Source organism: Thermodesulfovibrio hydrogeniphilus (genome assembly GCF_054657355.1).
This window is the reverse complement of sequence record NZ_BAAHYW010000001.1, coordinates 1,537,692-1,559,653: the sequence shown is the minus strand read 5'-3', so window position 1 is coordinate 1,559,653 and position 21,962 is coordinate 1,537,692. Positions and strand designations below refer to the sequence as shown.

At 37.2% G+C, this 21,962-nt stretch carries 24 protein-coding genes and 1 pseudogene; 6 read left to right on the top strand and 19 right to left on the bottom strand.

Annotated features, from left to right (window positions below; translation table 11 throughout):
- Positions 1 to 127 precede the first annotated feature (127 nt).
- The 12 genes and pseudogenes from hydE to ACYQ3P_RS07755 all read right to left on the bottom strand — a co-directional run.
- Positions 128 to 1,099, bottom strand: a complete 972-nt coding sequence (gene hydE / locus ACYQ3P_RS07810; RefSeq protein WP_460177360.1) for a [FeFe] hydrogenase H-cluster radical SAM maturase HydE — start codon at positions 1,097 to 1,099, stop codon at positions 128 to 130.
- On the bottom strand, positions 1,089 to 2,378 hold the full coding sequence (hydF, locus tag ACYQ3P_RS07805) for a [FeFe] hydrogenase H-cluster maturation GTPase HydF (RefSeq protein ID WP_460177359.1): 1,290 nt from the start codon (positions 2,376 to 2,378) through the stop codon (positions 1,089 to 1,091). The genes hydE and hydF overlap by 11 nt, the downstream gene beginning before the upstream one ends.
- Positions 2,375 to 2,650 carry a hypothetical protein gene (locus ACYQ3P_RS07800; RefSeq protein WP_460177358.1) on the bottom strand — a complete coding sequence of 92 codons (276 nt, stop codon included), beginning with the start codon at positions 2,648 to 2,650 and terminating at the stop codon, positions 2,375 to 2,377. The genes hydF and ACYQ3P_RS07800 overlap by 4 nt, the downstream gene beginning before the upstream one ends.
- Positions 2,625 to 4,124, bottom strand: a complete 1,500-nt coding sequence (gene hydG / locus ACYQ3P_RS07795; RefSeq protein ID WP_460177357.1) for a [FeFe] hydrogenase H-cluster radical SAM maturase HydG — start codon at positions 4,122 to 4,124, stop codon at positions 2,625 to 2,627. The genes ACYQ3P_RS07800 and hydG overlap by 26 nt, the downstream gene beginning before the upstream one ends.
- Positions 4,121 to 5,536 carry an aspartate ammonia-lyase gene (locus ACYQ3P_RS07790; RefSeq protein WP_460177356.1) on the bottom strand — a complete coding sequence of 472 codons (1,416 nt, stop codon included), beginning with the start codon at positions 5,534 to 5,536 and terminating at the stop codon, positions 4,121 to 4,123. Before ACYQ3P_RS07790 ends, hydG begins: the two co-directional genes overlap by 4 nt.
- A complete protein-coding gene (locus ACYQ3P_RS07785; RefSeq protein WP_460177355.1) occupies positions 5,533 to 5,790 on the bottom strand; it encodes a TM1266 family iron-only hydrogenase system putative regulator in 258 nt (85 codons plus the stop codon). Before ACYQ3P_RS07785 ends, ACYQ3P_RS07790 begins: the two co-directional genes overlap by 4 nt.
- An 83-nt stretch (positions 5,791 to 5,873) precedes the next feature.
- Positions 5,874 to 6,179: a hypothetical protein gene (locus tag ACYQ3P_RS07780; RefSeq protein ID WP_460177354.1), complete on the bottom strand. Its 306-nt coding sequence runs from the start codon at positions 6,177 to 6,179 to the stop codon at positions 5,874 to 5,876.
- A gap of 20 nt (positions 6,180 to 6,199) precedes the next feature.
- Positions 6,200 to 6,526, bottom strand: coding sequence for an iron hydrogenase small subunit (locus ACYQ3P_RS07775; RefSeq protein WP_460177353.1), 327 nt, complete (start codon positions 6,524 to 6,526; stop codon positions 6,200 to 6,202).
- A gap of 13 nt (positions 6,527 to 6,539) precedes the next feature.
- A complete protein-coding gene (locus ACYQ3P_RS07770; RefSeq protein ID WP_460177352.1) occupies positions 6,540 to 7,922 on the bottom strand; it encodes a [Fe-Fe] hydrogenase large subunit C-terminal domain-containing protein in 1,383 nt (460 codons plus the stop codon).
- A 19-nt stretch (positions 7,923 to 7,941) separates the two neighbouring features.
- Positions 7,942 to 9,711 carry an NADH-dependent [FeFe] hydrogenase, group A6 gene (locus tag ACYQ3P_RS07765; RefSeq protein WP_460177351.1) on the bottom strand — a complete coding sequence of 590 codons (1,770 nt, stop codon included), beginning with the start codon at positions 9,709 to 9,711 and terminating at the stop codon, positions 7,942 to 7,944.
- Between the two features lie 23 nt (positions 9,712 to 9,734).
- Positions 9,735 to 10,049: an NADH-ubiquinone oxidoreductase-F iron-sulfur binding region domain-containing protein gene (locus tag ACYQ3P_RS07760; RefSeq protein ID WP_460178065.1), complete on the bottom strand. Its 315-nt coding sequence runs from the start codon at positions 10,047 to 10,049 to the stop codon at positions 9,735 to 9,737.
- A gap of 111 nt (positions 10,050 to 10,160) precedes the next feature.
- Positions 10,161 to 10,556 (bottom strand): annotated as a pseudogene (locus tag ACYQ3P_RS07755) (hydrogenase iron-sulfur subunit); the annotation flags it as partial.
- A gap of 214 nt (positions 10,557 to 10,770) precedes the next feature.
- Between ACYQ3P_RS07755 and argB the strand changes: the two are divergent.
- The 3 genes from argB to rsfS are packed head-to-tail and all read left to right on the top strand — an operon-like array spanning position 10,771 to position 12,748.
- Positions 10,771 to 11,646 (top strand): acetylglutamate kinase, encoded by an 876-nt coding sequence (gene argB, locus ACYQ3P_RS07750; protein WP_460178064.1) that lies wholly within the window; start codon positions 10,771 to 10,773, stop codon positions 11,644 to 11,646.
- On the top strand, positions 11,643 to 12,371 hold the full coding sequence (locus ACYQ3P_RS07745) for a 16S rRNA (uracil(1498)-N(3))-methyltransferase (protein ID WP_460177350.1): 729 nt from the start codon (positions 11,643 to 11,645) through the stop codon (positions 12,369 to 12,371). The genes argB and ACYQ3P_RS07745 overlap by 4 nt, the downstream gene beginning before the upstream one ends.
- Complete coding sequence (gene rsfS / locus ACYQ3P_RS07740; RefSeq protein WP_460177349.1) at positions 12,362 to 12,748, top strand: ribosome silencing factor; 387 nt, start codon at positions 12,362 to 12,364, stop codon at positions 12,746 to 12,748. Before ACYQ3P_RS07745 ends, rsfS begins: the two co-directional genes overlap by 10 nt.
- On the opposite strand, the gene ACYQ3P_RS07735 is transcribed toward rsfS, so the two are convergent.
- Genes ACYQ3P_RS07735 through fdhD form a run of 7 tightly spaced genes read right to left on the bottom strand, consistent with a single transcriptional unit; the run spans position 12,714 to position 18,055 of the window.
- A complete protein-coding gene (locus ACYQ3P_RS07735; RefSeq protein WP_460177348.1) occupies positions 12,714 to 13,490 on the bottom strand; it encodes an energy transducer TonB in 777 nt (258 codons plus the stop codon). The two genes, rsfS and ACYQ3P_RS07735, sit on opposite strands and share 35 nt — an antisense overlap.
- Positions 13,491 to 13,494: 4 nt before the next feature.
- Positions 13,495 to 14,646 (bottom strand): geranylgeranyl reductase family protein, encoded by a 1,152-nt coding sequence (locus ACYQ3P_RS07730; RefSeq protein ID WP_460177347.1) that lies wholly within the window; start codon positions 14,644 to 14,646, stop codon positions 13,495 to 13,497.
- Positions 14,647 to 14,651: 5 nt separating this feature from the next.
- Complete coding sequence (locus ACYQ3P_RS07725) at positions 14,652 to 15,092, bottom strand: universal stress protein (RefSeq protein WP_460177346.1); 441 nt, start codon at positions 15,090 to 15,092, stop codon at positions 14,652 to 14,654.
- Positions 15,093 to 15,101: 9 nt separating this feature from the next.
- Positions 15,102 to 15,842, bottom strand: a complete 741-nt coding sequence (locus ACYQ3P_RS07720) for a type III pantothenate kinase (protein ID WP_460177345.1) — start codon at positions 15,840 to 15,842, stop codon at positions 15,102 to 15,104.
- On the bottom strand, positions 15,842 to 16,639 hold the full coding sequence (locus ACYQ3P_RS07715) for a biotin--[acetyl-CoA-carboxylase] ligase (RefSeq protein WP_460177344.1): 798 nt from the start codon (positions 16,637 to 16,639) through the stop codon (positions 15,842 to 15,844). Before ACYQ3P_RS07715 ends, ACYQ3P_RS07720 begins: the two co-directional genes overlap by 1 nt.
- A 3-nt stretch (positions 16,640 to 16,642) precedes the next feature.
- Positions 16,643 to 17,263, bottom strand: a complete 621-nt coding sequence (locus ACYQ3P_RS07710; RefSeq protein ID WP_460177343.1) for an MBL fold metallo-hydrolase — start codon at positions 17,261 to 17,263, stop codon at positions 16,643 to 16,645.
- Positions 17,264 to 17,296: 33 nt separating this feature from the next.
- Positions 17,297 to 18,055 (bottom strand): formate dehydrogenase accessory sulfurtransferase FdhD, encoded by a 759-nt coding sequence (gene fdhD / locus ACYQ3P_RS07705; RefSeq protein WP_460177342.1) that lies wholly within the window; start codon positions 18,053 to 18,055, stop codon positions 17,297 to 17,299.
- A 592-nt stretch (positions 18,056 to 18,647) separates the two neighbouring features.
- Between fdhD and ACYQ3P_RS07700 the strand changes: the two genes are divergently transcribed.
- From ACYQ3P_RS07700 to uvrB, 3 genes are read left to right on the top strand one after another with little or no spacing between them, the layout of a single operon-like run.
- Positions 18,648 to 18,968 carry a HesB/IscA family protein gene (locus ACYQ3P_RS07700; RefSeq protein WP_460177341.1) on the top strand — a complete coding sequence of 107 codons (321 nt, stop codon included), beginning with the start codon at positions 18,648 to 18,650 and terminating at the stop codon, positions 18,966 to 18,968.
- Between the two features lie 3 nt (positions 18,969 to 18,971).
- A complete protein-coding gene (gene hemB / locus ACYQ3P_RS07695; protein ID WP_460177340.1) occupies positions 18,972 to 19,943 on the top strand; it encodes a porphobilinogen synthase in 972 nt (323 codons plus the stop codon).
- Between the two features lie 3 nt (positions 19,944 to 19,946).
- A complete protein-coding gene (gene uvrB, locus ACYQ3P_RS07690) occupies positions 19,947 to 21,956 on the top strand; it encodes an excinuclease ABC subunit UvrB (RefSeq protein ID WP_460177339.1) in 2,010 nt (669 codons plus the stop codon).
- The last annotated feature ends 6 nt before the right edge of the window (positions 21,957 to 21,962 follow it).

Below are 21,962 nucleotides of genomic sequence, written 5' to 3'. Positions count from 1 at the left end.
AATTGAAAATCAATGAGCTACAATCTTTAGATTTGATTACAAGATTCTGGCTCATTTTTGTAAAGTCTTAATAACTTCTCTCCAAATCCTAATCTCCGTATTTCCTTCTTTTCCTCATTAAGTTTGTTTATAAACTTAAACGCCCAATTTCTGCAAAGATTTTTTTCCAGTAGTCATAAGAGCCTTTACTCGTTGTTTTTCCCGGATAAATATCATAAAGCCTCTTATACTGGTCAGGAGTTGTATCTGGCATCACAACATTTGCTCCACAGAAAAAAGCTTTTAATCTCAGTGAAGGTGAAATTGCACCCAATGCAGTTGTCGCAGGAATGTTTGCATAGGGAAGAAGAATTCTTGCAATTGCAAGCACTTTTAAAGTTATCAAGGGATTTCCTAATGGAGCTTTCCTCAATGGAGTTTCAGGATGCGGAATAAAAGGACCTATTCCAATCATATCAAGTTCAAGCTCTTTCATAAGTAAGAGATCATCCACCAATGAGTCAATGTTTTGTCCTGGAAGTCCAACAATAATTCCTGAACCAGTCTCATATCCAAGTTCTTTTAAACATTTAATACACTGAATTCTTTTTTCAAGTGTTGTATCTGGCTTCAGTGCCTTAAAAAGCCTTTCATCTGATGTTTCAAATTTAAGAAGATATCTGTCTGCTCCAGCATCCTTCAAAATTGCATAATCCCTGTAACTAAGCTCACCAACTGAGAGAGTAACCGCAACATTAAATTTCTTAATCTCTTTTACGACTTCACTGAGTTTTTTCGCACTCCATAATGGATCTTCACCAGACTGAAGCACTACTGTCCTAAATCCAGCTTGAACAGCCTCCTCTGCAGCCTTAATTATTTCATGAGAATTCATTCTATAACGAACTATTTTTTTATTGTCCCTTCTTAAACCACAAAACAAGCAGTTGCATCGGCAATAATTGGAAAATTCAACAATTGCTCTCAGATGAACTATGTTTCCATGAATCTGCTTCCTTATTTCATCTGCCATTTTTGCAACTTTATCAAATGGAGTTTCAACAAGAAGTTCCTTAATTTCAGCTTTTGTATGATTTGAAATGGCAGTTTTAAGACTCATGCCTTGCCTTTTTTAATTTCTTAAGAATCTGAATCTCTTCCATGCTCTCTTTTTTAGTCTCATCTATCAATGACTGAAGTTGTGGAAATGGAGAAAGTGCTCGCGCAAGCACTCCATGTATATGTGCCATTATTACACCATAATTTACTATCGGAACTCCTGCCCTTTTTGCCTGCATTATTCTGCTGAGCATCTCCTTACGATTAATCATGCATGCACCACAGTGAACGATAAGTTTATACTGACTGAGCTCTTCAGGCAAAGGTCCTCCTCCTGCCTTCACATCTATCTGAAGTTCTCCACCAACCTGAGCCCTCAGCCATCTTGGAATCTTCACTCTTCCAATATCATCCTCAACAGGATGATGAGTGCATGCCTCTGCAATCAGAATTTTATCACCGGGTTTAATTTCTTTTACTGCAAGCACTCCTTCAACAAGGGTTTGAAGGTCTCCCTTGTATCTTGCAAAAAGTATTGAAAAAGATGTGAGCCTTATGTCTTGGGGAGTGTCTGCTGCAACTTTGTTGTAAACTGAAGCATCTGTGACAACTAAAGATGGTTTTTTATTTAAATGGTTGAATGCATGCAGTAGTTCCCTTTCTTTTACAACTAAAGCCATTGATTCGTTGTCTATGATGTCTCTTATTACAATCTGTTGAGGAAGAATAAGTCTTCCCTTTGGTGCTGCCTTGTCAACAGGAATCACACAAATCACAATGTCACCGGGATTGATAAGATCACCAATAACTGTTGGAAGAGTCCAGTCCTTTGGTGCATGATTTATTATTGCCTGTTTAAGCTCGTCAATTCCCTCACCTGTTAAAGCACTTACGAAAACTTTAGGCTCTGGAATTTCCTGAAGCTTTTCAGGTAACTGATTTTTAATTTGAGGGTAAATGTCAATTTTGTTTATAACATACACCAAAGAGGTATTCATCTGCTGAGCCCTATGCACAACTTCTTTTTCAAATTCTCCAAATCCCTTTTCAGGGTCAATTACAAGAAGGATAAGGTCTGTTTTTTCCAAAACTTCGTATGATTTTCTCTTTCTAAGCTCTCCAAGTGTACCTACATCATCAATTCCTGCTGTATCAATTATCACAACAGGACCTAATGGAAGTATCTCCATTGCCTTTGTAACAGGGTCTGTTGTTGTTCCGGGAACATCAGAGACAATTGCAAGGCTCTGACCTGTTAATGCATTAATAAGAGATGATTTTCCCGCATTCCTTCTTCCAAATATTGCTATATGAAGTCTTTGACTTTTTGGAACACTCATTTTTGCTCTCCTAACAGAGATTTAACTTTTAAGAGTATTTCGTCCTTTTCATGAATTTTTTCCCATTCATTTGATACAATCGCATATCTTTCATTGAGATAAACAACTTCAGGCGGAAGAAAACTATCCTCCCTGTGTCCTGCTATGTATGAATGTCTTTTCCCAAGAATCTCAACAAACCAGATATGGGCTCCATATTTTTGTTTTACAAAATCTGCAATTTCATTAAGTTTTTTAGTTAAATCATTAGAAATACAAATCCCTTTCTCCATTCTGGATTCTCCTGTAGTATTCAAGCAAATTATCAAAAACCTTTGGTGGCACTTTTTCTTTAAGCTCTTCAATCTCTTGTTGAATGATCCTTTCTCCAGCAGCCTTAGTCTGTTCTGATGCAAAATCATCAAGCCATTCTCTGAATGTAAGAACAGCGTTTAATTTACAGAAAATTCCCTCTTTTCCTGTTTTAAGCAGAGTCATAATTCGTTCTCCTGTTCTTCCACAACGGTATCCTGCTGTGCAAAAGCTCGTAATATAACCCATTTCTGCAAGCTCACGTACAACCTCATCAAGGCTTCTTGGATCGCCAATTTGAAACTGCTGACGTTCAAGCTCCTGTTCAGTGTATCTGTCTGAGTAAGCTCCTATTCCAATCCTTGTTGAAGCATCTGTCTGTGTTATCATTCCAGAGGCAATAATTTCTCTTCTGACATGTGCCGGTTCCCTTGCAGTAAGAATCATTCCAGTGTATGGAACAGAGAGCCTTATCACTGCAATGAGTTTTTTAAAGTCTTCATCTGAAACTTTATATTTACTTTCTTGAATAAATGGTGTGTTTGCTGCAGGTTCAAGTCTTGGAAAGGATATTGTATGAGGTCCTATTCCAAACTTTTTCTCTAAATCCCTTGAATGATATAAAAGAGCCATCACTTCAAATCTCCAATCATAAAGACCAAAAAGCACACCTAATCCAACATCATCAACTCCTGCCTCAAGTGCCCTGTGATGACAGTAAAGCCTCCATTGATAATTATGCTTAAGTGTGCCCTCTGGATGAACATTTGCATATGTTTCATGATGATAGGTCTCTTGAAATACCTGATATGTTCCTATTCCAACTTCTTTAAGTTTTTTCAAATCTTCAATTGACATTGGAGCAGCATTCACATTTACCCTTCTTATCTGTCCATACCCCCTTTTAGTTGGAACTTTTACAGAGTAAATTGTCTCAAGTGCCTTTGTTATGTAATGAACTGAAGTGCGAGGATGCTCTCCAAGACTTATTATAAGTCTTTTATGCCCTATCTGACCTGCTAAGACTTCTGTCTCCCTCTCTATTTCCTCAAATGTAAGAACTCTTCTTTTTATTACATGATTGTCCCTTCTGAAACCGCAATAGAGGCAGTTGTTTACGCAAAGGTTTCCAAGATAAAGGGGAGCAAAGGTGACAATTCTGTTGTCATAAACCTTTTTCTTAATCTGGCGAGCGGTTTCAAAAATCTCTTCCCAAAGTTCAGGGTCCTTTACATTAAGAAGTGCTGCTGTTTCATCGGGTTCTAAAGTTTCAATGGATAGAGACTTTGCCATTATTTCCCTTACTCTTGATGGCTCAGAATTCTCATTATTCTTGAGCTTTTCCCATATCTCTTCATCATTTATAAAATCTTTTCCATTGTCCATATACTTTGTTATTTCTTCTTCTTTTATCACACTTTCTATCCAACTTTTTTCTAATAAAGCTGTTGTCATTTTAAAAACCTCCTTAAATATTTAATCCCTGCAAAACCGGGAGTTGTTAGCTCCTGTGGCTGTGTTATATTTTTTATCTCTGCCTCAGTAAAAAATCCTTTTTCAATCAATATTGCTTCAACTTTTTTGCCTGTGGCTATTGCCTCTTTGTAAATCTCTGCACATTTTTCATATCCAAGATATGGAGAAAAAGCTGTTATAACACAAGAACTTCTGTCAAAAAGTTCTCGACATCTTTCCTCATCAACCTCTATGCCTGATACACATTTTTCCCTAAAAATCCTGCAACAGTTTTTAAGCATCTTTAGAGAACCTATCAATTCATGGGCAATAAGTGGAAGGAACGGATTTAATTCAAGATTTCCCATACTGCACGCAATACTTACTGCAGTATCTGATGCCATAACCCTAATTCCTACCTGTGTGACCATCTCTGGAATAACTGGGTTTACCTTGCCGGGCATTATTGATGAACCAACTTGAACATGAGGAAGCTTAAGTTCTCCAATTCCTGCTCTTGGACCTGAGCTTAAAAATCTTAAATCCGATGCAATCTTTATAAGGTCAACTGCAAGGGTTTTAAGAAAGCCTGATACTTCAGAGAAGGTATCTGTATTTTGAGTTGCCTCAAAAAGATTTTCAGCCTTTGCCATTGGAAGTCCTGTGAATTCTCTTAATTTTTCAATTGCGATCTCAATGTATGCCTTTGGACAGTTAAGCCCTGTGCCAACTGCTGTACCACCAAGATTTACCTGACGAACTCTTTCCTGTGCCTTATTTAGCCTCCACCAATCTCTGTTTAATGCTTCTGCCCATGCAGAAAACTCCTGCCCTACTGTTACTGGAACAGCATCCTGCATTTCAGTTCTTCCTACTTTTAAGATCTTCGCATACTCTTTCTCCTTTCTTTGGAATTCACCTTGCAGAAGCGCGACTTCACTGGCAAGCTCTTTAAGAAGCCTAACAACTGCTACTTTTACAGCTGTTGGGAAAACATCATTTGTTGACTGATTCATGTTCACACCTTCCAAAGGCTCAACAATATCATACCTGCCTTTTTCATATCCCATAAATTCCAATGCTTTGTTTGCAATTACCTCATTTACATTCATGTTCAGCGAAGTTCCAGCACCTCCTGCAAGTGGGTCCACAATAATTTCGCTGTCAAAGATTCCTTTAGCAAGTTCATCACAGGCATTAATTATCGCCTCTGCCTTTTTCTCATCAAGGAGTCCAAGTTCTTTATTTGCCCATGCACATGCTTTTTTAACCATAGCCATTGCCCATATAAGTTCCCTGTGAATTTTTTCATTAGTGACAGGAAAATTATCCTTTGCCCTTAAAGTATGAATTCCATAATACGCATCTTTTTGCACTAAAATCTCACCAAGTGAGTCTTTTTCCAATCTCATTTTCCCTCCACTGGAATCAAAAGACTCTTTACTGTTACTCCTTTTATCGTTCCTAATTTTCCTGTAAGAGAGCCTATTTTGTCTGTGTCTCCCTCTACAAAGAGAGAAATAAAACCCCTGTCTGCATTGTTTTGAGGAATTCCCATTCTTCCGATGATTATTTCCGAATGCTCTGAGAGGATTTTATTAACAAAGGAAGCATTCTTTTTTCTTTCATTGACAATAATGCCAACTATTCCTATTTTTTTATTCATCCCTTGACCTCAGACCTTCTTTGGTCTCAGAATATCTTTTTCCCTTCCTCACAGGAAAAAAATCCCTTGAGGTAAGGCAAAAATTATCCAAAAACTACACTTCCACCGTTATAAACCTCTTTTAAAATCAGAAGGTCATTTAAAATTTCGTCATCCTCTATCTGTTCAGTTATTTCTTCAAGAATTTCGCTTACTTTCCTCACATAATTTTCATCAAGAATTATCCAATCATTGTAAGTTTCAGCGACTGGAACAACATTTTGTAAAAGATAACCCTTTTTTGCCAAAATCTCCGATATCTTTATCAATCTATCAATTGTGCCAAGCCAATATTTTCGGTTTCCAAGACTGTAGTAAACAACCATGACCTTTTCCTTTTGCCCGGGCATAAAGCCCGGGCTTTATATATTCATACCCTTGCCTTATAGTGAGTATGAAGCAGATTCTCGCTTACTTCACTCAGTGGATGATGCGCAAACTCAGAATAAAATCTTTTTATCATTGGATTTTCATGGGATGCAGCAATCTTAAACTTTTCTCTAACTATTTTGTCATCCTTGTACTGACCTGCCTGTCTTGCCTGTATAAGCTTTAGTCTTGCTTTTCCAATATCAGTCTCAAAAAAATTATTTTGCTTTGTATCTCCTGCAAAAGATGGCTTAGAAAATGAAAGAGCGACTATGCCAGCTCCAGCTAATTTGAGAAATGTTCTTCTGGAAAGAGATTTTATACTCATCTTTTAACCTCCATTATTTTGTTTTAAAAAAAGCGTAAAATAACTGATCCCAAAGGGAAAGTTCAATCTCATGTTTAGGTTGCCCACCTCCATTTATACAACCACCGGGACAGTTCATTACTTCAATAAAATGATATGGGCTTTTTCCTGCAATTACATCTTCAACAATAGGTTTAAGGTGAGCGCCATCTGTTCCTATGCCATTTACAACGCAGACTTTTATTTGAAGTTCTTTTGTCCCAAAAGCTTTTTGATATTCTTGCTTTAGAGGAACAGGAATTGTGGCAGAGGCTATAGGTTTCGTAAAGCCTCTTACACTTTCAAAATCCCATTGAGGACTCATTGCTTGAGGCGACTGCCCTGAAAGCACATGAAATGCAAATCTTACTGCTGCTTCCATTACTCCACCACTTGTTCCAAATATAGTTGCACCACCTGAGTAAGATTTGAATAATTCAGGTTTTCTACCAGCATCCTCAGACATCTTCATAGGGTCTATTCCTTTTCTTTTCAACAATTCTGCAAGGTCTCTTGTTGTAAGAACTGCATCTACATCTCTCATCCCTGATTTCTTTAAGAATTTACCTGCAGAATCAAACTCTGGGCGGGAAGCTTCAAAAATCTTAGCTGTGCATGGCATAACACCGACTGTATAGATGTTTTCAGGTTTAATACCCCAAACCTTTGCACCATAAGTCTTCGCAGTTGCTCCTGACATCTGCTGAGGAGATTTTGCACTTGAAAGATAAGGAAGTATTTTTGGATAGAAAATTTCTGCATATCTTACCCATGCTGGACAGCAAGAGGTAAACTGAGGTAGAGGCTTATGAGCAAACTCTTCAATTTTAAGGGTTATCTTTTTACCCCAAAGCTCAACCGGAAGTTCCTTTAATCCCGCATGGGCTGCAACTTTTGCAAGAAGTTCAGTTCCTTCCTCAAGAATTGTCTGATCAGCTGCGAAGTTATTGTCATAAATAAAGAAGCCTCCTTTTTCAAGTGATGCCCAAAGTCTGCCAACTGTAAGAGTGCCAGGCTCTGCTCCAAATTCTTCACCAATTGCAACCCTTACAGCAGGAGCTATGATAGCCACAACCTTAGTCTTTTTGTCATTGAGCTTTTCTAAAACTTTGTCCACAAAGCTCATCTGTTCAATTGCATTAAATGGACAGTTAAGAAGACACTGACCACAGTTAATGCACTTGTCAACATTGATACTGTGCTTTTCTCCCATTGAACCACTAATAGCATTGGAAGGGCATACTTTCTTACAGGTATCACATCCAACACAGTCAGCCTCATTAATTTTGATGATGCCCCTTAATTCACCAGCTCTGTAAGTGCCAATTTCAGAGCTAACTCCTCCATCTCCTCTGAAAGTCTTGACTTTGCTTGCCATACAGTCCCCCTTTTTTTAGTTATTTTTTACCTCTCGGTGTATAATGGGTATGAAGCAACTGGTGTGATAGATGTCCGAGAGGTTCCTTGAGAAATTCCTTATAAATTGCATGAATTTCAGGATTTTCATGACTTTTCCTAAGGGACAGTTTTTTATCCCTCTCGTAAATACCCTTAATCCTCATCTCTCTTTTCTCTACTGTGGAAGGAATAGGCTGTCCGCCTCCACCTATACATCCACCGGGACATGTCATCACTTCTATGAAATGATAATCCTTAAGCTCACCAGCCCTAACTTTATCCATGAGCTGTCTTGCTGCACCCAATGAGTGAGCCACGAGGACTTTTACTGTAAGTCCGTTCATATTCACAGAAGCCTCTTTTATGTCTTTCATTCCTCTTACAGCCTCAAAATCAAGCTTTTCAAGAGTTTTTCCTGTTACTACCTCATAGGCAGTTCTAAGTGCTGCCTCCATAACTCCGCCTGTTGCACCAAATATTTGTGCAGCACCTGTTCCTTCACCCATTATTGGATCATAGGTTTCATCTGGTAGATTGGCAAAATCTATTCCGGCTTCCCGAATCATTCTTATAAGTTCCCTTGATGTAAGAACTACATCTACATCTCTTTCAATTTTTGGGTTATTCCAGAACTTGCTTGCTGCATTCATCTCAGGACGAGCTGCCTCATACTTCTTTGCAGTGCATGGCATAACTGAGACAACAAAGATATTCTCTGGATTTATGCCTTTTTTCTGGGCATAATATGTTTTTGCAATTGGTCCAAGCATCTGTTGAGGTGATTTTGCACTTGAAACATGAGGAATGAGATCAGGATAAAACTCCTCAATGAACTTTATCCATCCCGGTGAGCAAGATGTAAACTGAGGAAGAACACCACCGTTTTTAATTCTGTGAATCAATTCGTTTCCTTCTTCTATAATCGTTAGGTCAGCTGACCAGTTTGTGTCAAAAACCGCATCAAAGCCTAATCTTTTTAGAGCTGCAACCATCTTACCTGTTATATCTGTTCCTACAGGCAACCCAAATGCTTCTCCAATTGTCACATGTGTTGCTGGTGCTGTTTGCACAACAACATGTTTATTAGGATCAGCAATAGCTTGCCAAACTTTCCATGTATCATCTTTTTCAACAATTGCAGCAGTTGGACAAACAAGAGCACACTGACCACATGCAACACACTGAGTTTCAATTAATGGAACTCCACCTTTAGGACGAACTACAGCCTCATAACCATTTCCGTACAGCTCCAAAACATCAACACTCTGAAGCACTTTACAGGCAGTTATACATCTTTGACATATAATACACTTATTCGGATTCCTAACTATTGAAGGAGATGAGTCATCCATAGGTAAATCTTTTTTTGCACCCTGAGGTCTAATTTGTCTTATATTAAGTTCTTCGCAAATTGACTGCAGTTCACATATACCGTTTTTTGGACAGGTTGGACAGTCAAGATGATGTTCACTAAGAAGCATCTCTAAGTTTAATTTTCTTGCTGCTATCACTTTTGGGGTGCTTGTTCTAACTACCATACCTTCTTTTACAGTTGTGTTGCAGGATGAAACAAAGTCTCTCTCTCCATCAACCTCTACAACGCAAACTCTACATGCTCCAACATCATGTTTGATATGGGGAAGTCCTACTCCATCAAGGTAACAAAGAGTCGGAATCTTAAATCCTGCCTTTTCTGCAGCTTTAAGAATTGTTGTTCCCTCTGGAACTGTAACTTTTTGTCCATTAATTGTTAATGTTACTTCTGCCATATATATCCTCCTAAATAAAAAATTTATGCAATTATGTTTTGCCAGCCTGGATTGGCTGGTATTGTATGAGCACAACTTCCGTTGATGTGAGCATCTAAATCTGCACGGCAGTATTCAAGTGCAAATCTCACTGCCTTTCCAGCCATTTTTCCAAGGTCACACTTGCTTGATGCTCCTAAATCAATTGCTAAATCATACAAAAGAGAAAGCTCTCCATCTGAAATTGAGCCATCAAAAATCTTTGCTACAATCTCTTGCATTCTTTTTGTCCCAATTCTGCATGGTACACACTCGGCACACGAATTTTGTTGGGCATAACCTAAGAAAAAGTCAATCATTTCAGCCATACATTTGTCCTCATCCCACAAAAGCTTACCAGCAGAACCCACTGTTGCAACGGTTCTTGCAATAATGTTCCAATCAATATCAATAGGAGTTTTAATAGAAAGAGGTCCAAGTTTTTTAATGTGGGCTACAAAATCTTTTGCAACTTGAGAAAACTTAAGTCCCTCTGAGCCGGAAATCCACTCAAGCCTTACTCTTTCCTTTGGAATGCCAATTACTTCAAGAAATCTCGTAAGAAGATTAAATCTTCTGTTTGCATAATAATTACCTGTCTTATAATGACAGTCTCCTGGATGGCATCCTGAGACAAGAACACCATCAGCACCTGATAAAAAGGCTTTAATAATAAATTCTGGCTCTACTCTACCTGAACAGGGAACTCTAATCGGATATAAATTTGGTGGATAACTATACCTTAAAGAACCTGCCAGGTCTGCTCCTGCATAACTGCACCAATTACATAAAAATGCAATAACTTTAGGCTCAAAGCCTTTTTCCATAACAAAACCTCCTCAAATTTTTTCTGTTTAGCTTTCTTAGCTTTGAGCCAGCCTTCTGGCAGGCAAATTCTGATGAGTTAAGTTCTGGGCTTCAGCCCTTTAGCCTTCTTGGCAGGATTATTAAGAATTTTGTTAAATATTATCACAAAAATTATATTTTGTCAATACCCCATAAAACATGCTAAAATTCAATAAAAAACAGGAGAGGCATATGATGAGTCAATTTGAACAGCAACTTCTTGAAAAAGCAAATATCCTTGTTGAGGCACTTCCCTACATAAGAAAGTTTTATGGGAAAACTTTTGTTATTAAATATGGCGGAGCAGCTCAAAAGGAGTCTCATCTTAAGGATGCCTTTGCTAAAGACATAGTATTGCTGAATTTTATAGGAATCAAACCAATAGTAGTTCATGGCGGAGGACCAAAAATTTCAGAGCTTATGAAAAGACTTGGTAAAGAGCCCAAATTTATTCAGGGACATAGAGTCACAGACAAAGAAACAATGGAAATAGTTGAGATGGTTCTTGGAGGAGTAATAAATAAAGAAATTGTTCAGCTAATCAATGCTCATGGAGGAAAGGCAATAGGGTTAAGCGGAAAAGATGGAAATCTAATAAAAGCCAAGAAAAAGCATATAAAGATAGATGAAAAAGAAACAGACCTTGGATATGTCGGTGAAATAGAACATGTTTCAACTGATATTTTAGAATCCCTCCAAAAAGATAGTTTTATACCTGTTGTTGCACCTATAGGTTTTGACAAAAACGGCAACAGCTATAACATTAACGCAGATACTGTTGCCTCAAGCATAGCAGTTGCGGTTGGAGCGGAGAAATTGATTCTACTTACTGATGTCAAAGGGATATCAGATGAATCCGGCAACCACATTCCTACCCTTAAAATTGAAGAAGCTCTTAAACTCATAAGTGAAAATGTGATCTCTGGTGGAATGATACCAAAGGTTCATGCTTGTCTTAATGCTCTAACAGGAGGCGTTAAGAAAACGCATATTATAGATGGCAGAATTCCCCACAGTCTCCTGCTTGAGATTTTCACTAAGAAAGGTATCGGCACAGAAATAGTTTTATGAGCAATATTAGGCTGGTTATTCAATACACTGAACTAAAACCAGAGACTTTTATACAACTTTCAAAGGAAGATAAAAAATATCTTTTTAATGTTTTGAGATGCTCTCCCGGTGAAATTGTTTATTTATCCGACGGAAAAGGCAAAACCTATCGGGCAATTATTATTGATAAACAAACTGTCAAAATAATTGAAGAAGAAAGCTTATCAAGAGAAGAGCCATTTTCTATATTTCTCTGTCAGGCTTTGCTTAAGGGCGATAAAATGGAGCAGGTGATTCAAAAGGCAACTGAGCTTGGAGTGAAGAAAATCTTACCCTTTGTCAGTGCAAGATGCGTGGTAAAAGAGACAAACAAACTACAAAGATGGCAAAAAATTGCAAAGGAAGCCTCAGAGCAGTCAGGAAGAAGTATTGTTCCAGAAATAGAGCCAATATGCAGTTATAATGAATTGATACAGAAGTCAAATAACGGGATTATTTTCTGGGAAAAAGAGCAAACACCTCTGCAAGAGGCTTTAAAAGGGATAGATTTAAGGTTACCTGTCTTTTTGATTGTAGGACCTGAAGGAGGCTTCTCAGAAGAAGAGATAAAAATAGCTGAAAGGCAGGGATTAAAGGTTGCGACTTTGGGAAAAAGAATCCTTAGAGCAGAGACTGCTTCAATTGTCTCTGTAGCTGTTGTTAATTTTTTACTGCAAAATTATGATATAATTAAACAATGGAATTAACATCAAAGGAAAAGGCTTTAAAAATAGCTCAATTTTTAGATAGCAAAAAAGCTATTGATATAAAAATTCTTGAACTCAAAGACCTCATAATTATAACCGATTACTTTGTCATATGCTCAGGAGAAAGCACCACTCAAGTAAAAGCTCTCTCAGAATATCTTGAAGAGATGATGGAAAAAGAAGGCATAAAGCCTTTGGGTATAGAAGGTTTTTCCTTTGCGCGCTGGATTTTAATGGACTATGGCGATGTAATAGTGCATATATTTCTTGATGAGCAGAGACATTATTATGACCTTGAGCGCCTTTGGCTTGATGCCCCAAGAATTGCCTTTAAAACAGAACCTACCTCAGATAAAACCCCCGCAATGTATAAATAAAATGTCCAGTTATCGTTAGGCTTTCTTTCTGCCAATCATCCGGAAGAGGCCAAAAAGGCTGAGCGTCTTTTAATGCCTTAATGGCAGCATCATCAAGCATTCTATATCCTGATGTTCTTAGAAGTTCAACTGAAACAAGCTTTCCCTTTTTGTCAATTGTAAATCTGATATAAAGGTCTCCATAAATTCCCCTTTCTGCTGCCTGTGGAGGATACTGCCAAACTCTTTCAATTTTTTCCTTAAGTCTCTCCAGATATCCCCAGTCATTGAATTCCTTTGCAGAAAAACTTAGACCATGTGATGTTTCAACCTTTGCTGACTCGTGATTTTTACTTGAATATTTCGCAATAATATCTTTGTCAAAAATATTCGTTGCCTTTTTTTCAGTTTCCATCTTTGAGAAATTTTTATCGTATTTTAATCCAGCAGAAGGCTTTGTCTCTTCAGCCTTTTTCTCAGCTGTTCCCTCGTGTCCCTTTGGAATAGCGCTCAGTTGTTTAGGCTGTTTTTGTGCTGTAATAGGAGGAATTTTTTGCAAAGTTTTGGGTTGAGGAATTTTTTCAATTCTTTTAGGTTGTTTCGGCAACTCGGAAGGAAGAGATGCTTTAGGTTGAACAGGTAATAAAAGGACTTGGACTGGCTCTGTAGAGAGTTTTTCAGATTTGAAGTATTCCTGCAGTAGCAAAACGATGATAAACAACAAAATATGAAAAACAACTGAATAAAATAAAGATTTCTTCACATATTTATTTTAACTTAGACAGAAACATTCTTGAAATAAAACTCTTGAAAGCTTTTAAGTAAAGAGGGATAAGGCTGTTGCCATGTTCTTTCCTTAACCATAAAGCCATTGCAAGTTCTTGAATTGCTGGATCTCTATGAATATCAAGCCATTCATCAATTTTTTTATCATTGCCAAACATTAAGTCTTGAAATTTCTTCATCATGCTAAACTGCGTAAGAAATCTATCATTCCAAAGTTTTTCATAAAGCTTTAAATTTCCCTGTATCACAGCCTCTGCTGCAAACTGACCAGATTTCATTGCATAGTATATTCCTTCAAAGGAAACAGGCATTGTAAAAGCCATTGCATCTCCACAAAAGATTACATTTCCTTTGAAAAAAGCTCTTTTCGTCCATCTTGGAATCTTATATGCCCTTAATTTCAGGAAATGTCCATCTTTTATTTCCATTGAAAATCGCTTACGCAGGAAATTTTCAATAAGCGGCTTAAGCTTTTTAATATCCTCTGCTCCTGTACCAACAGACACATAATCAATAGCGGGAAAAACCCAAGAATAAAAAAAGGAAGCATGGGCGCTTCCAAACCAGAATTCAATTGTTTCCTTTGTTTCTATATATTTTTCTGGAAGATGAAGGCTGACAGTCCAGTAAAAATCAGGTTTTTTAATTCCTAATAGTGAACATACCCTTGAATTTACTCCATCTGATGCAATCAAGAATTTAGATTGGATTTTTAAGATTTCTCCTGATTTTCTCCTGACCACTGCTTTTATTTTGTTGTTATAATTTTCAATATCAACAAGTTCTGCCTCAATAATTTCTGCTCCTTTGTCTGAAGCCATTTTTTGCAGAAAACTGTCAAAGTTAAGGCGATTTACGATAAATATCTCTCCTCCAATAAAGTCAACCTCAATAGGTGAGGAAAAGGGAGGGACAATTTTGATTTTTTTAATTCTGTTAAAAAAAAGATTTTTCTCTACTTCTTCTAAAATACCAATATCTTTTAGCCCCATAGAGGGGATTCCCCCTCCACAGGGCTTTTCAAATTGAAGATTTTTTTCTACAATAACTGTGTCTATCCCGCTCTCAGAAAGAAACTTTGCAGCAATAGAGCCAGCAGGACCACCACCAGCAACTAAAACTTCACATTCCATCCTAACTATTTTTTAGTCACTACAAGAACAGGACATGGTGCATTTCTAATAACTCTTTGAGTTGTACTTCCAACAAAGAATCTTTCTACACCGCTTCTTTGCAATGTTCCAATAACAATTAAATCAATATTGTTCTCAGCGGCAAATTTAATGATTTCTTCATACGGAATTCCTTTTCTTACTACTGTTTCAACATCTGTCAAACCTTCTCTCATATCAGCACCAAAGGACTCAAGATTTCTCTTGGCATGAGATTCAAGGTCCTTGTATAAGTCTGTAAGAGAAGGATGGGGAATATGAAGATTTGATGCTTTTTCAATATCATAAATAACATGCATCAAGTAAAGCTTTGCATTAAACATTTTCGCCATGTCAACAGCATAAGAAAGGGCATAAAGGGACTCATCAGAAAAATCAGTTGACAAAAGAATTTTTTTGAATTTCATAACAACCTCCTAATTTTTTATGTTTTTTAAGTATATCAATCTCATGCCTTCAAATACAAGATATGGGTTTAAAATATGTGAAATTTTTAAAAATCTTGAAAGCAAGCTTCCATATCCTCCTGTGAGAACTACCTTCAAATTTGCCTTTAATGATTGTCCAATTTCTCTAATAATACCTTCAATGGCATAACATGTTCCTAAAACAATTCCTCCTCTTATTGCACTCTCGGTATTGCTTCCGGGAAGAAAAACCGGTTCTTCTAAATTCACAGGACTAAGCAAGGCAGTATAATTATGGAGTGCAATGTTCATGGTGTGTAAGCCCGGAATTATAGCTCCCCCAACTATTTCAGCTCTCTCTGTAACGACCGTAATCGTGGTTGCAGTTCCAGCATCCACTACTGCAACATTGCCTCTGAATAAATTAAAAGCAGCTACACAGCAAGTAAGCCTGTCTGCTCCTAATTTTTCAGGATTATCAACTGCAATTATTAAATCAGACTTGATTTTGGAATTAACATTTATTATGGAGGCAAAGTATTCTTTAAAAATGTTAAAAAACTGCTCTGACACTGAAGGGACAACTGAACAGACAACGCAGTCATGTCCTTTTTCTATGTAATCCTTTAACTTTTCACAGTTTAAATCCTTCAAAGGTGACGAAAATATTGGCTCGCACTTTGATTCCAACGGATTGGAAAATTTAGCAATTCCTAATGTTGAGTTTCCTATCTTTATAGCATAAAACATTATTTGGTTCTTAAAAGTGTCACATCTCCTGCACAAATTTTTTCATATGTACCGTCAGAAAGTTTTACTATCAACCTTCCTTCTTCATCTATAGCCTCAGCGGTGGCAATAAGCTCCCTGTCAGTAAGAACAATTTTTACTTGCCTACCAATAGTTCCGCTTAATTGCATCCATCTGTCAATTATAGTTTTTCTATTTTTCTTCTCAAGCAATTGATACCATTTATCAAATTCCTTTATAACCTCTACTGCAATCATTGCTCTTGAAAACTCTTCTCCCTTACAAATTCTCAAAGATGTGGCTATCTCTTTAATCTCTTCAGGAATATCCTCTTCTGTCATATTAATATTTATTCCTACGCCAACAACAGCAGCCTTTATTTTTTCACCTTCAATTTTCATTTCCGACAGGATTCCACCTACTTTTTTGTGGTCAATGAGCATATCATTGGGCCATTTAATCTGCACTGGAATGTTTGTAATCCTTCTTAAAGCAGTTGTGCAGGCAACAACACTTGTTAAGGTTATTAATGTTGCATATTTTGGAGTTATTGATGGTTTTAATGCAAAACTCATATAAAGGTTTTTTCCCTCTGGAGAAATCCATCTTCTGCCTAACCTTCCCTTGCCCTTTGTTTGTCTGTCTGCTATAACAACTGTTCCCGGCGGATATCCTTGCTTTAATAGTTCATAACCCACGCTATTAGTTGACTCAACTTCATCAAATACAACAATCTCTTCTATTACCTGTATTTTTGATGAAAGCTCTTTTTTTAAATCCTCTGCTTTAAATTCCATAAATTACCTCTCTGGATTTAATATTATTACTTCAATTTTACCCTTAAGTTTCTCAGCAAAATGATGAGCGTCATTTTCAGAACCAACAATGCTTCCATAATGCATTGGAATGGCAATCTTTGGTTTAATGTCAAGGGCTGCCTGAACAGCTTCTTCTGCAGTCATAACATATGTTCCTGACACAGGTAAAAGAGCTATGTCAACATCTTTAAACTCCTTCATTTCAGGTATGTAGTCAGTATCTCCTGCTATATAAATTCTCTTTCCAGAAACCTTAAAAATATAACCAACCCATCCTTTTTCCTTTGGATGAAATTTTTTGTTCGTATTATATGATGGAACAACTTCAATTTCTATGCCTTCAACATTTACCTTGTCTCCGGGTTTCACAATAACCTCCTTAGCCTTTATCCTTCCAGCACAATCAGCAGGTAAAACGAGCACAGTATCAGGACCTAAAAGCTTTGAAATGTCCTCAGCACTAAAATGGTCATAGTGGTCATGAGTAATGAGTATGATGTCTGCTTTGTCTGGCTTTTTAATCTGAAAAGGGTCAGTATAGATAACCTTTTCTCCAACAATTTTAAAGGTATCATGCCCTAACCATTTAATGTTTTCCAACATTTGACACCTCCTGTTTTTTATTTATGGAAGCATTTATTTAATTCTCTCTCCGTGACAGTAAATATTAAACCTGTTTCCTCTTAAAAATCCAACTATTGTAATCCCGAGATTTTCTCCAATTTCAACTGCCAGAGAGGTTGGAGCTGATCTGCTAACAATTATGGGTATCTTCCATTTTGCTGTTTTTAATATCATCTCAGATGATATCCTTCCGCTTACGAGCATTATTTTACCTCTGAAAGTTATTTTATTCAACAATGCCCAGCCGATTACCTTATCTACAGCATTATGCCTTCCCACGTCTTCAGCTATGAACAGTATTTTTTCCCTATCTGAAAGTGCAGCTGCATGAATACATCCTGTTGTCCTGTATAAAACAGATTGTATTTGAAAATTTTTGTAAAGCTCAAATAATGTATTACAATCAACAGTAAGGTCATCATCAATTTTAGTTCTTAAATCTCGTACAAAGCTGTAAGCTGCCATGCATCCAGAGGTAATTGTTTTACCTTCAAGTGAGACAAAGCCATCAAGCATAACCTTGACATTTATTTCCTTATCAGTGTCTTCTATGAATATCTTTTCAGGACACCAGTCACCCTTTAAAATTCCTTCTGTCATCAGAAAGCCAGTGACCAATTCTTTTATGTGAATCGGAGAGGCAGAGAGAGAGACAACTTCTTCATCGTTGACATAAATTTTTATTCTTTTTTCTACGGCAATTAAATCTTCAACCTCTTCAATCTTTTCTTTCTGATACCTTATTATTCCTTTATTTAAAATCGGCTTCATACGTGTATTTTAACCTGTTAAATCGAAAAATGGCGATAGAAATTTAAAAATTTTTGAAAATAAATATTTTTTACTGTGATTTCGAAAAACGAGATTGCCTCGGGTGCTAACGTACCCTCGCAATGACGAAGGAAGGGGTCATTGCGAGCCTGCCGACAGGCGGGCAAAGCAATCCCATAAAAAGAAAGTATAGCCTCAGAAATAAATTCTCTCGCAATATCCATAAATCTAACATATGATGACAAAAAGGGTAATGCCTCCCAACGACAAAAAGGAGAGTGCTTCGCAAAGGCGAAATGGGGAATGTCTCATAAAGACGAAAAGTGAAATCCTTCGCAGAAATGATAAGTGAAATGCTTCCAATAACGAAAAGGTGGTCATTGCGAGGCATCTGTCAGGATGCTAAAGCAATCTTGTCTTATAATTTTCACTTTTTACCTCTTACGCCTTACGTTTTATGGATTTTAGGGACTGCTTCGCTTTTGGCTTACAGTGACGCGTGTTTAATTATTTTTAAGTGTTAAAGTTTTTCTTGCAAATTATTTCAAAAAACTGCTATTCTGAAATTAGAATAAATCTTTAGGAGGTAGATGTGTTTAGTATCAGTTCAAAGGCAGCCGAAAAGGCAAAATTAATCCTCAAAAACGAGGGAAAAGAAGGATGGGGTTTGAGAATATTCTCAGCTGAAGGATATTGTAGCCCTACTTTTGGTCTTGATATTGATGAAAATCCACAAGAAGGAGACGAGGTAGTTGAAAAAGATGGATTAAAGGTTTATTTAGATAAACAAACCTTTGATCTTCTCAGTGAAGCTGAACTTGACTATTATGAGGACGAAGAGCAAGAGGGCTTTATACTGAAAGGTCCTATGCCATCCTGCGGACCAGGTTGTGGAGGCTCCTGCGGCGTATAAGCGATGTTTCCAATTCATCGCCCAAGAAGACTAAGAAAAACAGATATCCTGAGGAAGATGGTGAGGGAAACAATCCTCACCCCTCAGGATTTTGTTTATCCAATGTTTGTTGTTCCAGGCAAAGGTGTCAAAAATCCTATCCCTTCAATGCCTGAATGCTTTCAGGAAAGCGTTGATGAAGCAGTAAAAACTGCTAAAGAAGTATTTTCCTTAGGCATACCTGCAATAATTCTTTTTGGAATCCCTTCTTACAAAGACGAAAAGGGCTCATCTGCCTATGATGATAATGAAGTTGTGCAGAATGCTATTAAGGCAATAAAGGATGCTATCTCTGATTTAATAGTTGTGACTGATGTTTGTTTATGTGAATATACATCACATGGACATTGCGGAATTATAAAGAATGGAAAAATAGACAACGATTCAACACTTGAAATATTAGCATTAGAAGCATTATCCCATGCAAAGGCTGGAGCAGATATTGTTGCACCATCTGATATGATGGATGGAAGGGTTGGGAAAATTCGCAAAGCCCTTGATGATGAAGGATTTACAGACGTTGTAATTCTTTCCTATGCAGCCAAGTATTCTTCAGCATTCTACGGACCTTTCAGAGAGGCTGCACAGTCTGCACCTGCATTTGGAGACAGACGCAGTTATCAAATGGATCCTGCAAATCGCAGAGAAGCTATCAAGGAAGTTGCCCTTGATATCGAGGAGGGCGCAGATATTGTAATGGTCAAGCCTGCACTGGCATATCTTGATATAATTTCAGATGTAAAAAGAACCTTTAATGTTCCTGTTGCTGCTTACAATGTAAGCGGTGAATACTCAATGATAAAAGCAGCAGCTCAGCTTGGTTTGCTAAATGAAGAGGCTACAATGATGGAAGTTCTTACTGCAATTAAAAGAGCTGGAGCGGACATAATTCTAACATACTTTGCAAAGAAAGCTGCCAAATTGCTTCAAAGTTAATTAATGGGCAAATTCATACTGCAAACCTCCTTTAAACCAAAAGGAGACCAGCCCAAAGCTATTAAACAGCTTGTAGAAGGAATAAAAAGAGGGCATAAGCATCAGGTTTTACTTGGAGTTACAGGCTCTGGTAAAACATTCACAATTGCCAATGTAATAGCAAAATTAAATAAACCAACTCTTGTAATAGCACCAAACAAAACACTCGCAGCCCAGCTTTATGGAGAATTTAAAGAGCTTTTCCCCTACAATGCTGTTGAATACTATGTAAGCTACTACGATTATTATCAACCTGAAGCTTACATCCCTGAGACAGACACCTACATTGAAAAGGATGCGTTAATTAACGATGACATAGACAGAATGAGGCATTCTGCGACCCTTTCGGTTCTTACAAGAAATGATGTCATTGTTGTTGCCTCAGTATCTTGCATTTATGGAATAGGCTCTCCTGACGATTATCTGGCGATGCACATAACCCTTGAAGAGGGAATGACTACTGAAAGGGATGTCCTTCTCCGCAAACTTGTTGATATACTTTATACAAGGGCTGAAGAGGAGTTTAGAAGAGGGACTTTCAGAGTTAGAGGTGATGTAGTTGACATATTTGCATCCCACTGTATTGATAGGGCTTACAGAGTAGAATTTTTTGATAATGAAATAGACGCAATTTATGAAATTGATCCCCTTACTGGACAAAAGCTAAAAAGAATTCTACGGATATTCATTCCACCAAACAGTCACTGGGTAACACCTGACCCAAGACTAAGAAAAGCTTTAGAGTCAATAGAAGAAGAGCTTGAAGAAAGAATTAGATATTTCAAAGAACGCGGAGAAGAGCTTTTTGCAGAAAGAATTGAAAAAAGAACCCGTTTTGATATGGAACTTTTAAGCCAATTTGGACACTGTCATGGAATAGAAAACTACTCTCGTCATCTTAGTGGAAGACTTCCGGGTGAGCCACCTTTTACATTGATAGATTACATTTATGCTGGTCCTTCAAAGGGAGATTTTTTAACAGTTATAGATGAAAGCCATATATCTGTTCCACAAATTGGAGGAATGTACGAAGGAGACAGAGCAAGAAAGCTGAATCTTATTGAATACGGGTTTAGATTGCCATCTGCCCTTGACAATAGACCTTTAACATTTAGAGAGTTTGAACACAGGATGAACTATGTCATTTATGTATCAGCAACGCCGGGAGATTATGAGATTGAAAAGTCAAATCACAGAATTGTGGAACAAATTATAAGACCTACAGGTCTTCTTGACCCTAAGATAGAAGTAAGACCTGCAAGCAATCAGGTGGAAGATTTACTTGAGGAAATCCAAAAAAGAGTTGCAATTGGTGAAAGAGTTCTTGTAACTACAATAACAAAAAAACTTGCTGAAGATCTATCTGAATATTATACCAGTCTTGGAATAAGGGCAAAATATCTTCATTCAGACATAGATACCCTTGAAAGGGTTGAAATACTAAGGGATTTAAGGCTCGGGAAATTTGATGTTTTAATAGGTGTTAATCTCTTAAGGGAAGGACTTGACTTGCCTGAAGTATCTCTTGTTGCAATATTTGACGCAGACAAAGAAGGTTTTCTTCGTTCAGAAAGGTCTTTAATTCAGACAGCTGGAAGAGCTTCAAGAAATGTTAATGGATTAGTTATACTTTATGCTGACACGATTACAGAATCTATGAAAAAAGCAATTGAAGAAACTGAGCGTAGAAGAAAGATTCAAATGGATTATAATACAAAGATGGGAATAACGCCTGAAACTGTTAAAAGCAAAATAAAAGATATCCTGTCGTCAATTTACGAGAGAGACTATGCTGAAATTTCTACTGTTGAAGAAGAAGCTGAAGAGTATGATTTGTCAGAAGAAACAATTAAAAAACTTGAAGCTGAGATGAAAAAGGCAGCTGAGAACCTTGAATTTGAAAGGGCAGCTGAGATAAGAGATAAGCTTTTTAAACTAAAGGAAAAAATTTTAAAGGTTGGAGTAAAGGTTTAGGTAAAA

Excerpts from the sequence above, each read along its gene's own strand:
- ACYQ3P_RS07730 (WP_460177347.1), bottom strand. The coding sequence starts at position 14,646 with ATGGAATGTGAAGTTTTAGTTGCTGGTGGTGGTCCTGCTGGCTCTATT.
- uvrB (WP_460177339.1), top strand. The coding sequence starts at position 19,947 with ATGGGCAAATTCATACTGCAAACCTCCTTTAAACCAAAAGGAGACCAG.
- ACYQ3P_RS07775 (WP_460177353.1), bottom strand. The coding sequence starts at position 6,526 with ATGAGTATAAAATCTCTTTCCAGAAGAACATTTCTCAAATTAGCTGGA.
- ACYQ3P_RS07760 (WP_460178065.1), bottom strand. The coding sequence starts at position 10,049 with ATGATTGACTTTTTCTTAGGTTATGCCCAACAAAATTCGTGTGCCGAG.
- ACYQ3P_RS07715 (WP_460177344.1), bottom strand. The coding sequence starts at position 16,639 with ATGGAATTTAAAGCAGAGGATTTAAAAAAAGAGCTTTCATCAAAAATA.
- hemB (WP_460177340.1), top strand. The coding sequence starts at position 18,972 with ATGTTTCCAATTCATCGCCCAAGAAGACTAAGAAAAACAGATATCCTG.
- ACYQ3P_RS07765 (WP_460177351.1), bottom strand. The coding sequence starts at position 9,711 with ATGGCAGAAGTAACATTAACAATTAATGGACAAAAAGTTACAGTTCCA.
- ACYQ3P_RS07770 (WP_460177352.1), bottom strand. The coding sequence starts at position 7,922 with ATGGCAAGCAAAGTCAAGACTTTCAGAGGAGATGGAGGAGTTAGCTCT.
- ACYQ3P_RS07720 (WP_460177345.1), bottom strand. The coding sequence starts at position 15,842 with ATGTTTTATGCTATAAAGATAGGAAACTCAACATTAGGAATTGCTAAA.
- ACYQ3P_RS07725 (WP_460177346.1), bottom strand. The coding sequence starts at position 15,092 with ATGAAATTCAAAAAAATTCTTTTGTCAACTGATTTTTCTGATGAGTCC.
- ACYQ3P_RS07745 (WP_460177350.1), top strand. The coding sequence starts at position 11,643 with ATGAGCAATATTAGGCTGGTTATTCAATACACTGAACTAAAACCAGAG.
- ACYQ3P_RS07710 (WP_460177343.1), bottom strand. The coding sequence starts at position 17,263 with ATGTTGGAAAACATTAAATGGTTAGGGCATGATACCTTTAAAATTGTT.
- rsfS (WP_460177349.1), top strand. The coding sequence starts at position 12,362 with ATGGAATTAACATCAAAGGAAAAGGCTTTAAAAATAGCTCAATTTTTA.
- argB (WP_460178064.1), top strand. The coding sequence starts at position 10,771 with ATGAGTCAATTTGAACAGCAACTTCTTGAAAAAGCAAATATCCTTGTT.
- ACYQ3P_RS07785 (WP_460177355.1), bottom strand. The coding sequence starts at position 5,790 with ATGAATAAAAAAATAGGAATAGTTGGCATTATTGTCAATGAAAGAAAA.
- ACYQ3P_RS07790 (WP_460177356.1), bottom strand. The coding sequence starts at position 5,536 with ATGAGATTGGAAAAAGACTCACTTGGTGAGATTTTAGTGCAAAAAGAT.
- hydE (WP_460177360.1), bottom strand. The coding sequence starts at position 1,099 with ATGAGTCTTAAAACTGCCATTTCAAATCATACAAAAGCTGAAATTAAG.
- ACYQ3P_RS07800 (WP_460177358.1), bottom strand. The coding sequence starts at position 2,650 with ATGGAGAAAGGGATTTGTATTTCTAATGATTTAACTAAAAAACTTAAT.
- ACYQ3P_RS07780 (WP_460177354.1), bottom strand. The coding sequence starts at position 6,179 with ATGCCCGGGCAAAAGGAAAAGGTCATGGTTGTTTACTACAGTCTTGGA.
- fdhD (WP_460177342.1), bottom strand. The coding sequence starts at position 18,055 with ATGAAGCCGATTTTAAATAAAGGAATAATAAGGTATCAGAAAGAAAAG.
- hydG (WP_460177357.1), bottom strand. The coding sequence starts at position 4,124 with ATGACAACAGCTTTATTAGAAAAAAGTTGGATAGAAAGTGTGATAAAA.
- hydF (WP_460177359.1), bottom strand. The coding sequence starts at position 2,378 with ATGAGTGTTCCAAAAAGTCAAAGACTTCATATAGCAATATTTGGAAGA.